This window comes from Brucella anthropi ATCC 49188 (assembly GCF_000017405.1).
Classification (GTDB): Bacteria; Pseudomonadota; Alphaproteobacteria; order Rhizobiales; family Rhizobiaceae; genus Brucella; species Brucella anthropi.
Genome location: NC_009668.1, coordinates 1,628,985 through 1,641,801, shown reverse-complemented (window position 1 = coordinate 1,641,801; position 12,817 = coordinate 1,628,985). Strand labels below are relative to the sequence as shown.

Sequence of the window (12,817 nt, the reverse complement as noted above, 5' to 3'; positions counted from 1 at the left end):
ATGCAGAATAATTCGATTTATGTCGGGCTTTCGTCGCTCATCACGCTGGAACGGCGGATGGATGCCATTGCTCATAATGTCGCCAATGTCTCAACGGTCGGTTTCCGGGGCGAGGGCACCAAGTTCGATACCATCGTTTCGAACAAGGCCAGCGACGATGTGAGTTTCGCTACGGCGGGCAAGAGCTTCATCCGTACCGAAGCAGGCCCTATGATCAAGACCGACAATCCGCTGGATGTTGCGGTCAAGGGCGATGTCTGGATGTCGGTCTCGACACCGCAGGGGCAGATTTATACGCGTGACGGGCGCATGAACATGCTGCCGACGGGCGATCTCGTTTCCATCACCGGCCATCCGGTTCTCGATGTCGGCGGTGCCCCCATCGTACTCAATCCCGGCGGCGGCGCACCGAAGATTTCAAGCGACGGCGCAATCTACCAGAACGGAGCACAGATCGGTGCCATCGGTCTTTACACTATCCCGGCCGATGCCGACCTGACCTATGCAGGCACATCCGGCGTGATCCCGAACAAGCCTGCCCAGCCGGTGGCCGACGACAACAGCGTGGGCGTCGTGCAGGGCATGATCGAGGGATCGAATGTTGATGCCATGACGGAGATGACCCGCCTCATCAGCGTGAGCCGCGCCTTCGAGCAGGTCAACAATCTCTTGTCGCAGCAGGAAAGCACCGTCTCTGAAGCCATCAAGACCCTGGGCTCCAGAAACGGATGACGCCTGATCTGCCGCTCTCCCGTCTGGCCGCTTTTGCCCGTCAGCAATCGGTGGCGCCAAAGCCGCTCACCGGTATCGGCGGAACGGTGAGCGACGTGTCACGCTCGGCGATTGCCGTGCGCGGGCTTTCGCGTGATGCGCATTTGGGCGATGCGGTGGCGATCCACGCGCAAGGCGGCCAGAGCCTTGCCGAAATCATTCGGGTGGCTGACACGCAGGTGCTGGTCAAACCCTTCGATGACCGCATCATTCCGTCGCTTGGCGCTGCGGTTTTCGAGGAAGGGCCGATGCGCATCCGCCCGGCACTCGAATGGCGCGGACGTGTCATCAATGCGCTGGGCGAGGCGGTTGACGGGAAGGGCGCGTTGCAGCCCGGTACCCGGCCAATGGCATCCGAGAGCCTTGCACCGGCTGCCTTGCGCCGCGGGCGGGTGGATCGCGGCTTGCGTACAGGCGTCAATGTCATCGACATTTTCACGCCGCTTTGCTTCGGCCAGCGTATCGGCATCTTTGCAGGATCGGGTGTCGGCAAATCGACGCTGCTTGCGATGATGACGCGTGCGGCGGATTTCGACACGGTGGTACTGGCTTTGACCGGCGAGCGTGGACGCGAAGTGCGCGAGATGCTGGAAGAGACCATGGCAGGTCACCTGGACAAAACGATAACCGTGGTTGCAACGGGCGATGAAAGCCCGATGATGCGCCGCCTCGCGCCCAATACGGCGACGGCCATCGCCGAATATTTTCGCGATCTTGGTCAGAATGTCCTGCTGATCGTCGACTCCGTCACGCGCTTTGCCCATGCAGCGCGTGAAGTGGCGATTGCCGCTGAGGAACCGCCGGTTTCGCGTGGCTATCCGCCAAGCGTCTTCAGCCAATTGCCACGTCTTCTGGAGCGCGCGGGGCCGGGTATCACGGAAGCGGGAGGCAGCATCACCGGCATCTATTCGGTACTGGTCGACGGCGACGATCACAATGATCCGGTTTCCGACACGATCCGCGGCACGCTGGACGGCCACATCGTGCTTGACCGCGCGATTGCAGCGCAGGGACGCTTTCCGGCGGTCGATATTCCGGGCTCGGTTTCGCGCCTTGCGAAACACAATTGGACGCCGGAACAACGCAAGCTGGTCAGCCAATTGCGGGGCATGGTTGCCCGTTTTGAGGAAACGCGCGACCTGCGGGCCATCGGGGCGTACCAGAAAGGCCATGACGGCCTTCTGGACCAGGCGGTCGATCTTGTGCCGCGCATTTACGACGCCTTGCAGCAATCGCCGGAAACCGGCCTATCGGACGATCCCTATAACGACCTTGCCGCAGCACTGCGCGGCGACAGACAGGCGCAACACGCATGATGACGGGCTTTCGCAAGACAAAGGAAGAGAAACTCCTTGCAGATCTGACGGCGGAGGTCGAGGCCGCTGCACGACAGGAAGGCATGAAGAAGCCGCAGAGCAAGGTGGATCGCTACCTCAAGATCGCGGCCATCACACTCGCCGCCGGAAGTGCGATGCTGCCTTTCGTCACCTATCTTCAGCGCGTCGATCTGGGTTCGCCCGAGAAGGCCGAGCGCAAGATCATCGATCCGCTGGACCGTTCGGAACAGAAAACGGTGCGTCGTTTTCCGTCCTTCCGACCATCGGAGCAGGTTGCGCCGAATGCCGATGTGGACAACACGATGACAGGCTCGGTCATGTCGAACGGCAAGGGGCTTCCGGGCACCGGCATGGGCAATGGCGGCGATGGAAGCGGGGATGGGCAGGCGTTCCCGAAGCCGGTTTTCGCGCTGCGCGAAGTCGTCGGCGGCATGGCGATGATCGAGGATACGTCAGGCTACTGGTTCGTCGAAAAAGGCTCGTTGCTGCCGGATGGCAGTCACCTTGTCTCAATCGGTCGCGGTGCTGGCACCTGGCAGCTCACGACATCGTCGGGCGATGTGATTGAGATGCGGAGGTGAGGGGGAAGGCAATAAGGCCCTCCTGCCCTATCCTCCCGCAAGCTTGACGCAAGTTCCGGCCTTTAAGTTAATCAACTGTAAAGGCGGGAAACTCCATGAGCTCCATTCATCTTTTCGATCTGGCTGCAAGGCAGGCGCAGTGGTTGTCGGTGAGACAAGCCACTGTTGCGGGCAATGTCGCTAATGCGAACACGCCGGATTTCCGGGCGCGGGACGTGCAGCCTTTCGCGGATGTACTGGACAAGACGCAGCTTACCATGGCTGCCACCAGCCCCCTGCATCTGGAATCCGGGGCCGACGGGATTACCGGTGCGCGCCTGCGGCCGGACGACATCACCGAGCAGACCCATTCCGGCAATACGGTCGATGTCGAACAGGAAATGATGAAGGCCGGTGAGATCGCCCGCGAATATTCGCTCAACACAAGCATCGTCAAAGCGTTCCATCGCATGATGCTTTCGGTCGCGAAGGGGTAGTTATGTCTTCCGATGCCTTGCAAAGCACATTGAAGATCGCAGCGTCGGGCCTTTCAGCCCAATCGACGCGTCTGCGCATCGTTTCCGAAAACATCGCCAATGCGCAGTCCACCGCCGAGACTGCCGACGCCGATCCCTATCGCCGCAAGACGGTGTCCTTCCGTACCGAGCTGGAACAGGGCACAGGAGCCGCCGAAGTTCGCATTGCCGAAGTCGGCAAGGACACATCGCCCTTTATCGAGCAATACGAGCCGAGCCATCCCGCAGCGGATGAGCGCGGCTATGTCCGTTACCCCAATGTCAACATGGTCGTCGAAATGGCGGACATGCGCGAAGCCAATCGTTCCTATGAAGCCAATTTGCAGGTCGTGAAACAAGCCCGTGAGCTGATTTCCATGACCATCGATCTCTTGAGGAGCACATAATGTACGACTCGATCATGAGCATTTCGGCGCGCAATGCCCTGTCGCGCCTCTCGGAAACCGTAGCCGAAAAGGGCGTGGGTTCCACTTCCGCGCCGCAGGCTGTTCCGGCAGCTCCGGGTGCCTCGTTCGGCGAAGTTCTGTCTCAGATGACGGATTCCGTCGGCCAGAAGCTGCAGACGGCTGAAGCGACGTCCATTCAGGGCATCAAGGGCGATGCGCCGGTGCGCGATGTGGTCAGCTCAGTCATGGAAGCCGAACAGTCGCTTCAGACGGCCATCGCGATCCGCGACAAGATCGTGCAGGCCTATCTCGAAATCAGCCGTATGCCCATCTGATTTGCGGTAGCCAAGGATAAATAAGCCATGAAAGCCCTGACGATCGCCGCCACCGGCATGAACGCCCAGCAGCTCAATCTGGAAGTGATTGCCAACAACATCGCCAATATCAACACAACGGGCTTCAAGCGCGCGCGTGCGGAATTTTCCGATCTTCTTTATCAGTCCGAGCGTACGGCAGGCGTGCCCAATCAGGCTAACCAGTCCATCGTGCCGGAAGGCGCTCTGGTTGGCCTTGGCGTGCAGACGGCAGCGGTGCGCAATCTCCATATGCAGGGCAGTTTCAACCAGACCGGCAATCCATTCGATCTGGCTTTGACCGGCAAGGGCTGGTTTCAGATTCAGAGCCCGACCGGCGAGACGCTTTATGCGCGCGCTGGCGCGTTCAACAAGAATGCCGATGGCCAGCTTGTGACGCTCGATGGCAATCCTGTCGAACCGGCGATCACCATTCCGCCAGACGCCGTTGAAGTGACGGTCACCGATACGGGACAGGTTTTCGCCAAGCTGCAGGATCAGGTCAATCAGGTCGATCTCGGCCAGCTGACCCTCGCCAACTTCACCAATGAAGCGGGTCTGGAGCCGCTCGGCGGCAATCTCTATCGCGAGACGGAAGCATCCGGCGGTCCGCTGGTCGGCGTGCCAGGCGATCCGGGCTACGGCTCGATCAAGCAGGGCTATCTCGAAGCGTCGAATGTCGATCCGGTGAAGGAAATCACCGATCTCATCACGGCGCAGCGTGCCTATGAAATGAATTCCAAGGTTATTCAGGCTGCCGACGAAATGGCGGCAACCGTATCGAAGAACTTGCGCTGACGGTGATGGCGATGGGCTGTGTGAAGGCGATCTTTCAAAAGAAAAGGCTGGTTCTTGCCGGTGGCTTCCTGCTTGCCGCAATGGCTGGTGCAAGTGCGGCAGACCGCATCGCCTTTGTGGTGCCTTCGGCCACCGTCTATCCCGGCCAGATCGTAAGCGATACGGCATTGCTGGAGAAGCAGTTCTTCATCAATGCGCCGGCGGCGACCCAATATGTGCTGTCCCCGGATCAGGCGGCAGGCAAGGTGGCGCGCAAGACGCTGCTCCCCGGCAAGCCGATCCTCGTTTCCGCATTGGGGGAGCCGTCTCTGGTTACACGCGGTGTACCGGCGCCGCTGGTCTTTACCGCCGGTACGCTGACCATAACCGCCATGGGCACGCCGCTTGAATCCGGCGCGGTTGGCGACTTCATCAAGGTTCGTAACGTCGATAGCGGCATCATCGTGTCCGGCACGGTGCTGGCCAATGGGCGCATTCAGGTGGGGATGCAGTGAGAAAAACTTGCGCCGCCCAGATCGCCACTTTGTTCGCCGTCCTGGCGCTCGTTTTCCAGCCTGTTGCAGGATTTGCGGACGAGTCGTCGAAGAATGCGCGGGAATTCGGTTCCGCAGTGGATGCTGATGCCGATTGGCTTGGCTCGGGTGGCGATCCGTCGAAAATGGCCTATGCCGAACTTGGCCGGGGAAGCGCGGTTGCGCGCCTGAAGGATATCGCCACCATTCAGGGCGTGCGCGAAAACCAGCTTGTGGGCTATGGTCTTGTCATCGGCCTCAAGGGCACCGGTGACAGCCTGCGCAATTCGCCGTTCACCGAACAGTCCATGCGCGCCATGCTGGACAATCTCGGCATCAGCGCGCCGCGCAACTCCACCCGCTCTAAAAACACGGCTGCGGTCATCGTGACAGCGAACCTGCCCGCCTTTGCCGGTGCCGGTTCGCGCATCGATGTGACGGTATCGTCACTCGGCGATGCGACGTCGCTGCAGGGCGGCACACTGGTCATGACCCAGCTCATGGGTGCCGACAATCAGATTTATGCCGTTGCGCAGGGCAACATGATCGTGTCCGGCTTTGCGGCGGAAGGTGAAGCCGCAAGCGTGACGCAGGGTGTGCCGACTTCCGGTCGCATCCCCAATGGCGCGCTGGTCGAACGCGAAGTGGCGGGTAATTTCGGCAAGGAAACCGAAATGATCGTCGAGCTGCGCGATCCTGATTTCACCACTGCCGTGCGCGCTGCCGACACGATCAATGTCTTCGCCAAGCGCCGTTATGGTCGCGGTGTCGCTATTGCGCGCGACGCCAAGACGATCCGCCTGTCGCGTCCGAAGAACGTGCCTGCCGCACGTTTCCTCGCAGAGCTTGAAGGCCTGCCGATCACGACTGACGAAGTGGCGCGTGTGGTGGTTGACGAACGGACAGGAACTGTCGTCATCGGCGAGAAGGTGCGTATCTCCAAAGTGGCGATCAGCCATGGCAGCTTGACGGTTCGTGTAACAGAAACCCCGATGGTCGTTCAGCCAGAGCCGTTCAGCGATGGTGTAACGGCTGTCGAACCGAACACCGATATCGCCGTCAACCAGCAGAACGCCAAGATTGGCATTCTGACCGGCGCAAATCTTGAAAATCTGGTGAAGGGCCTGAACCAGATCGGCGTGAAGCCGACCGGCATCATCGCAATATTGCAAGCTATCAAGACATCCGGCGCGCTTCATGCGGAACTGGTGGTGCAATGACCATGGCTCATAAAATGATCCGGTATGGTTCGGCAGTAGCGCTGCTTCTGGCTGCCTCCGCTCCGGCATTGGCGCAGCAGGCGGTGACGCCAGCTCAAGCACCAGTAGAGGCATCGGCGGCACAGCAGCTTGCTTCTTCGCCGCCGCTTGGCAACCTCGATGAAATCCGCAAGTTCTGCGGCAATATCGACGATCAGGCGGCGGACGCCCGCTACGCGCTGCAGGCCAAGCAATTGACCGAGCTGAAGGCCGATGTCGAGGAACGGATGCGTGCGCTTGAGGAAAAGCGCCGGGAATATGAAATGTGGCTGAAGCGCCGCGACGAGTTTGTCAGCAAGGCGCAGGATTCGCTGGTCGACATCATCTCGAAAATGAAGCCCGATGCAGCGGCGGCGCAGATGGCGCTGATTGGCGACGAAGCGGCGGCAGCCCTGATCCTCAAGCTCAACCCGCGCGTATCCAGCATCATCCTCAATGAAATGCCGCCGGAAAAGGCCGCCAAGCTGGCACGCGTCATCGTCGGTTCGCAGCGCACGACGACTGCACCGCAGGCTGTGAAGGATCAGTCGGGCAGGGATCAGCGCGCCGCGGCGCAGTCCGGGAATACGGTTCAATGAAAAACAGCATGAACAAAGCAACCCTTACAGCAGCAGTACTGGTTCTTCTGGCCGGTTGTGCCACCAAGCCGGAGGAAATCGGTCGGGCACCCGATCTGTCCCCGGTTGCGGCCCATCTTGGTATGCAGAACAATCCGCAGTCCAACGGCTATCCGGCGCGTCCGAGCAAGGCGACCTATTCGCTCTGGGACCAGCGTTCGACCAATTTCTTCAAGGATCCGCGTGCGGCGACGCCGGGTGATGTCCTGACCGTCATCATTTCAATCAACGACCGCGCCAATCTCGATAACAAGACGGATCGCGAGCGTGTGTCGAAGGGCATTTACGGTGCCGGTGGTTCGTTTGCCACGAGCAGCAGCACGGGTGCCGGTGCCGGCGGCGACATGGATGCTTCGCTCAACACCCATTCCGACAGCAAGTCGAAGGGTAAGGGCACCATCGAGCGCAGTGAAGATATCCGCCTGCAGGTTGCTGCCATCGTCACCGATACGCTGCCCAATGGAAACATGATCATCCGCGGGTCTCAGGAAGTGCGCGTCAACAATGAGCTGCGCGTGCTGAATGTCGCCGGTGTCGTGCGTCCGCGCGATATTTCCGGCAATAACACGATTTCCTACGACAAGATTGCCGAGGCCCGCATTTCCTATGGTGGCCGCGGACGTCTGAGCGAGATTCAGCAGCCGCCTTACGGCCAGCAGATTCTCGATCAGGTTTCTCCGTTCTAGGGCGCTGAGCATGAGTGATACGACGGTAACGGAAAAAGACGGTAAGGCGAAAGGCTCCCTGACGGGGCTGCTGGCGGCTGTCGCGGTTCTGACCGTCATCGCGGGCGGTGGCGGCTGGTATCTGGGCGGCATGATTTCCGCCGATCAGCTGGCATCGGCCAAACCTTCCGGCAAGGAAGACAAGCCGAAGCAGGGCGACTTCGAATCGCGTTCCATCGGCACCGTCGTGCCCCTGCAGCCGATCATCACCAATCTCGGCATTCCGCAGAACACCTGGGTGCGTCTCGAAGCCTCGCTGGTGGCAAAGCCGGGCCATGAAATTCCGGCGGCGGTGGCGGCAAGCGTCGGCGATGATTTCCTGAGCTTCCTGCGCAGTGTCAACCTCATGCAATTGCAGGGCGCGGCCGGGCTTGCCTATTTGCGCTCCGATTTGGAAGAACGTGCGCGCCTGCGTTCGGAAGGCGCTGTCGAACGCGTTTTCATTTCGGCATTGGTCGTAGAATGAAAAAACTTCTTGGTCTTGGCGTTCTCCTGACGCTCGCTCTCACCGTTTCCGCACAGGCGCAGCAGCCGCTGACGCTCGACAATCTGCTGCCTGCAGGCAGTGGTGCTGCGAGCGGTCAGATCGTGCAGTTGTTCGGACTTCTGACGGTGCTTTCCATTGCGCCGGGCCTGCTCATCATGGTGACGAGCTTCACGCGTTTTGCCATCGCCTTTTCGCTTTTGCGTTCGGGGCTTGGCCTCCAGACCGCGCCTGCCAGCATGGTGATGATCTCGCTTGCCCTGTTCATGACCTTCTATGTCATGGCGCCCGCCTTCGACCGGGCCTGGAACAATGGCGTGCAGCCCCTGATGCGCAATGAAATCACGCAGGAAGCTGCTTTCGGTGAAATATCGCAGCCTTTCCGTGAATTCATGATGGGGCAGGTGCGTGACAAGGACCTGCGGCTCTTTGAAGATCTCGCTGATCCATCGTTCCGCACCGGCGATGACGGTATCGTCGATTTCCGCGTGCTGGTTCCAGCCTTCATGATCTCGGAACTGCGGCGTGGTTTTGAAATCGGCTTCCTGATCGTGCTGCCATTTCTGGTGATCGACCTCGTCGTGGCGACGCTCACCATGTCGATGGGTATGATGATGCTGCCGCCGACGGTGATCTCGCTGCCGTTCAAGATTCTGTTCTTCGTGCTGATCGACGGCTGGAATATTCTGGTCGGAAGCCTCATACGATCCTTTTCGTAGAGACTGGAACGAGCTGACACACCGCAGCTCGTTCCGAAAGTTCAGTTGTTGATGCGGACTGTCAGCTTATAGTCGCAGGTGTCATGATTGACCTCTTCGGCCACAAGAGTACAGGTGGGGCTGCTGCCGGTACCGTCGGACTTGATGAAATGCCGACTATAGCCCGACGCCTTGCATCCAGGTGCAGGATTGGTGAAGCTTGGCCCTTCAGCATAAACCGTCAACTGACACGACTTATAAACGGTGTTATCGGAATAGCGGTACCTCGCAATCATCGAACGTAGATAAGTATCATCTTCTGCCTTGTGTGTGAGGACGCCGGTTGCACCATTCGCAATTGTCGATGGTCGTGTACACTTTCCGTCGGGATTACAGGCGCCTTGTGTATAATTGATGGACTTGCCCGCATTGTTGATCCAGTTCACTGTGATCTGATTGTCGGCCAATGCAGCTGAAGCGGCGACGAGCGAAACAGCCAGAATTGAAAAACGAAGCATGATCTTCCTTCCATTAGTTAACACTTGTGGAACATAAGGCGAACATATGGAGTGGGGATAAGTTTGGACCGGTGGGTCGCGTCGATCTGTCAGGAACCCACTTGATGAAAAAGAAAACCTCAATTAGAATTTGAGCGGATTATTTAGTAATCTCTTAATATTTCGAGCTTACGACGATCCTCATGGTGGGTTTCCGCGCGTTACGCGGCAACAGGCATGATGCCGCTCCACCATGCCGGTAATATAAAAATCCGGCCTGTCCCTCAGATTGTTTTTCCCAAGGGGCAAAAAACTATGGCTAGCATTCTTACAAATTCGTCGGCTCTGACCGCTCTCCAGACGCTTTCTTCGACCAACAAGGCACTGGAATCAACCCAGAACCGTATCTCGACCGGTCTCAAGGTTGCCGGTGCATCCGACAACGCTGCTTACTGGTCCATCGCAACGACCATGCGTTCGGACAACAAAGCCAACTCGGTTGTGCAGGATTCGCTCGGCCTCGGTGCTGGCAAGGTTGACACAGCTTATACGGCCATGAACAAGGCCATCGAAGTTGTTGACCAGATCAAGCAGAAGGTTCTTCTTGCGAAGACTTCTGGTGCGGAAGATCGCGCCAAGATTCAGAGCGAAATCGCAACCTATGTTGCTCAGCTCAAGGACAATGTTTCCGGCGCCAACTATGCCGGCTCCAACCTGCTGACCTCGGATTCGTCGAAGGACACCGCTGATCCTACTGCCACCCCGGCAGTAGCTGAAAGCAATTCGCTCAACGTCATCACCTCTTACAACCGTGATGCTTCGGGCAAGGTAACGACCGGCACGATTTCCGTGAATTACTCCACGACGCGCCTTATCGATTCCGGCACCGGCACGGCTGCCGGCGTTCTCGACAAGAACGGCGGTGCATCTGCCAAGTCGATCCTCGACATCAATGTCGCTGATCTGACCGGCGTTACGGATTATGACGCTACGGACGTGGCTGGGACCGAAGGCGCGGCATTCGACAACCTCCTGACCGACATTGAAGCCGCTCTCGGCTCGATGGCAACTTCTGCTGCTGAATTGGGTGCCGCAAAGGCACGCATCGACATGCAGAAGGATTTCGTTTCGAGCCTTTCGGACTCGATCGAAAAGGGCGTTGGCCAGCTCGTTGACGCTGACATGAACAAGGAATCGGCACGTCTGTCGGCTCTTCAGGTTCAGCAGCAGCTCGGCGTTCAGGCTCTGTCGATTGCCAACTCGTCGAACCAGAACATCCTGTCGCTGTTCCGCGGCTAATCTGAGTAGACAGCAAGGGCGCCGGGTTGCCGGCGCTCGCGAGTTCTCAGGTAAATCAGGGGTTCGCATCCGAACCGACCTGATCGGATCGGATGGCTTTGGGCGGAAAACGGGGCGCGGGATTTATTCCGCGCCCCAATTCTTTGCGCTCAATACCAGTTTCCGGAAGCACTTGCTTCATCAGCCGCCACTTTCGCGCAAGCTTCGCGGGCTAGTTTGCATGCATCATTATGGCGGTGGTGTGGATGCAGCAGAATTTCCAGCAATTGATCGAACAGCTCAAGGGTACGCTCGGCAAGCTCGGCGCGCGAAAACTCATCGCGCTCGGACTGGTGGGCGCGGCACTCATGGGCGCGATCCTCTATACGAGCATCTATCTGAGCCGCCCATCCTACGAGACGCTCTATGTCGGCCTTTCGCGTGACGACGTGAACCGCATGGGCCTTGCGCTCGGTGAAGCAGGCATTCCTTTCGACGTGAAGGCTGACGGCTCGTCCATCCTCGTGCCCATCGGCAAGGCTGAAAATGCCCGCATGTATCTGGCTGAAAAGGGCCTGCCGACCTCGAACAATGCCGGTTACGAGCTGTTCGACAATATGGGTTCGCTCGGCCTCACATCGTTCATGCAGGAAATCACCCGCGTTCGTGCGCTTGAAGGCGAAATCGCCCGCACCATCCAGGCCATTCGTGGTGTGAAAGCCGCGCGCGTTCACATAGTCATGGCAGAAAAAGGCTCGTTCCGTCGTGGCGACCAGAAGCCGTCCGCCTCGGTCGTCATCCGCGCCGAAGGCGGCTTTGCTGCCGAATCTGCACAGTCCATCCGCCAGCTGGTCGCTGCCGCCGTTCCATCGCTCGATGCTTCCGCCGTCACTGTTCTTGACACCAACGGTCGTCTGCTGGCATCGGCTGGCGAAGCTGCCAATGGCGCAGCCCTCATGACCGCCTCGCTGGAACAGCAGGTTGCAGGCAATGTAGACGACAGCATCCGCAAGGCGCTTGCGCCCTATCTCGGCATTGGCCATTTCCAGACGAGCGTTCAAGCCGTGCTCGATACGGACCGCCGCCAGATCAACGAGACGACCTACGATCCTGAATCCCGCGTCGAGCGTTCCGTACGTGTTGTCCGTGAAAGCGGCGATTCCCGCAACAATCGTAACGACAATGCAACCGGTGTGGAACAGAACATTCCGCAGGAAGAAATCCAGAACCGCAACGGCGAAAGCTCGACGGAAAAGACCGACCGCCGCGAGGAACTGACCAATTACGAAATGAACAGCAAGACTGTCTCCACCGTCAGCGATGGTTATACCGTCAAGCGGCTGTCCATTGCCGTGGTCATCGATCAGGCGCGCCTTCTGGAAACTGCGGGTACCACACCGCCGCCTGCCAATTTCGTCGATCAGCAGATCACCAAGATCCGCGACCTCGTTGCAACGGCTGCCGGTCTCAATGCGGATCGCGGTGACGTCATTAATGTGACGGCGGTGAACTTCCTCGACCCTGCCGGTGCCGATATGGAGCCGGTCTCCACGCCGTGGACCGATACTGTGCTTCGCCAGAGCGGCTCTTATGTCAATGCGCTTGCAATCCTTGCCGCCGTTGGTCTCCTGATCTGGTTCGGTCTGCGTCCGCTGCTGCGTGACCAGAATGCCAAGCCAACCGGCACGGAAGTGGCCGTCCGCGAGACGAGTGAAGTGGCAATGCCGAATTTCGTCGGCGGTCAGGCGGCTGGTGAAGGCGTGCAGGCTGTCATCGGTGGGCCGGAGGCCTATGCCGATCAGATGAAGACCAGCCTCAGCGATCTTCGCCAGCGCATGCGCATGCCTGCCAAGCTACGTCTGGAGCAGATGATCGACATGGATGAGGAGCGCGTCGCCTCCATTCTCAAGCAGTGGATTCACGAAACCGCCGCGAGCCGCGAAGCCCAACCATTGAGGGAATCGGCCGTAAAGGCTTCGGCCATGCCGGAGCTTGAGGCGGCCTGA

The 12,817-nt window shown here is 59.1% G+C and carries 16 protein-coding genes; 15 read left to right on the top strand and 1 reads right to left on the bottom strand.

The genetic code is table 11. The annotated features are described in order from the left end of the window. The 13 genes from flgF to fliP all read left to right on the top strand — a co-directional run bounded on the left by flgF (position 1) and on the right by fliP (position 9,057). Positions 1–732 (top strand): flagellar basal-body rod protein FlgF, encoded by a 732-nt coding sequence (gene flgF, locus OANT_RS21745; RefSeq protein ID WP_012093519.1) that lies wholly within the window; start codon positions 1–3, stop codon positions 730–732. Beyond that, complete coding sequence (gene fliI / locus OANT_RS21740; protein ID WP_012093518.1) at positions 729–2,087, top strand: flagellar protein export ATPase FliI; 1,359 nt, start codon at positions 729–731, stop codon at positions 2,085–2,087. Before flgF ends, fliI begins: the two co-directional genes overlap by 4 nt. Further along, the gene (locus tag OANT_RS21735) at positions 2,084–2,689 is read left to right on the top strand and encodes a hypothetical protein (protein WP_012093517.1); all 606 of its coding nucleotides are present in this window, start codon (positions 2,084–2,086) and stop codon (positions 2,687–2,689) included. Before fliI ends, OANT_RS21735 begins: the two co-directional genes overlap by 4 nt. A 95-nt stretch (positions 2,690–2,784) precedes the next feature. Then, the gene (gene flgB / locus OANT_RS21730; protein WP_012093516.1) at positions 2,785–3,165 is read left to right on the top strand and encodes a flagellar basal body rod protein FlgB; all 381 of its coding nucleotides are present in this window, start codon (positions 2,785–2,787) and stop codon (positions 3,163–3,165) included. A 2-nt stretch (positions 3,166–3,167) separates the two neighbouring features. Further along, positions 3,168–3,590, top strand: a complete 423-nt coding sequence (flgC, locus tag OANT_RS21725) for a flagellar basal body rod protein FlgC (protein WP_012093515.1) — start codon at positions 3,168–3,170, stop codon at positions 3,588–3,590. Further along, entirely contained in the window at positions 3,590–3,925 is a 336-nt protein-coding gene (gene fliE / locus OANT_RS21720) for a flagellar hook-basal body complex protein FliE (RefSeq protein WP_010660729.1), read from the top strand. Before flgC ends, fliE begins: the two co-directional genes overlap by 1 nt. Before the next feature lie 27 nt (positions 3,926–3,952). Then, positions 3,953–4,741 (top strand): flagellar basal-body rod protein FlgG, encoded by a 789-nt coding sequence (gene flgG / locus OANT_RS21715; protein WP_012093514.1) that lies wholly within the window; start codon positions 3,953–3,955, stop codon positions 4,739–4,741. Between the two features lie 11 nt (positions 4,742–4,752). After that, complete coding sequence (gene flgA, locus OANT_RS21710) at positions 4,753–5,235, top strand: flagellar basal body P-ring formation chaperone FlgA (RefSeq protein WP_012093513.1); 483 nt, start codon at positions 4,753–4,755, stop codon at positions 5,233–5,235. Continuing rightward, positions 5,232–6,473, top strand: a complete 1,242-nt coding sequence (locus tag OANT_RS21705) for a flagellar basal body P-ring protein FlgI (RefSeq protein WP_012093512.1) — start codon at positions 5,232–5,234, stop codon at positions 6,471–6,473. Before flgA ends, OANT_RS21705 begins: the two co-directional genes overlap by 4 nt. Next, on the top strand, positions 6,470–7,090 hold the full coding sequence (locus OANT_RS21700) for a MotE family protein (RefSeq protein WP_012093511.1): 621 nt from the start codon (positions 6,470–6,472) through the stop codon (positions 7,088–7,090). The genes OANT_RS21705 and OANT_RS21700 overlap by 4 nt, the downstream gene beginning before the upstream one ends. Continuing rightward, on the top strand, positions 7,087–7,815 hold the full coding sequence (gene flgH, locus OANT_RS21695) for a flagellar basal body L-ring protein FlgH (RefSeq protein ID WP_012093510.1): 729 nt from the start codon (positions 7,087–7,089) through the stop codon (positions 7,813–7,815). Before OANT_RS21700 ends, flgH begins: the two co-directional genes overlap by 4 nt. Before the next feature lie 10 nt (positions 7,816–7,825). Further along, positions 7,826–8,320: a flagellar basal body-associated FliL family protein gene (locus OANT_RS21690; RefSeq protein WP_012093509.1), complete on the top strand. Its 495-nt coding sequence runs from the start codon at positions 7,826–7,828 to the stop codon at positions 8,318–8,320. After that, positions 8,317–9,057, top strand: a complete 741-nt coding sequence (gene fliP / locus OANT_RS21685) for a flagellar type III secretion system pore protein FliP (RefSeq protein ID WP_010660736.1) — start codon at positions 8,317–8,319, stop codon at positions 9,055–9,057. The genes OANT_RS21690 and fliP overlap by 4 nt, the downstream gene beginning before the upstream one ends. A gap of 41 nt (positions 9,058–9,098) precedes the next feature. Here fliP and OANT_RS21680 read toward each other — a convergent pair whose 3' ends face one another. Continuing rightward, complete coding sequence (locus OANT_RS21680) at positions 9,099–9,554, bottom strand: hypothetical protein (RefSeq protein ID WP_040128573.1); 456 nt, start codon at positions 9,552–9,554, stop codon at positions 9,099–9,101. Positions 9,555–9,848: 294 nt separating this feature from the next. Here OANT_RS21680 and OANT_RS21675 point away from each other — a divergent pair, with 294 nt between their 5' ends. Then, the gene (locus tag OANT_RS21675; protein WP_012093507.1) at positions 9,849–10,832 is read left to right on the top strand and encodes a flagellin N-terminal helical domain-containing protein; all 984 of its coding nucleotides are present in this window, start codon (positions 9,849–9,851) and stop codon (positions 10,830–10,832) included. A gap of 230 nt (positions 10,833–11,062) precedes the next feature. Beyond that, positions 11,063–12,817, top strand: coding sequence for a flagellar basal-body MS-ring/collar protein FliF (fliF, locus tag OANT_RS21670; RefSeq protein WP_040128575.1), 1,755 nt, complete (start codon positions 11,063–11,065; stop codon positions 12,815–12,817).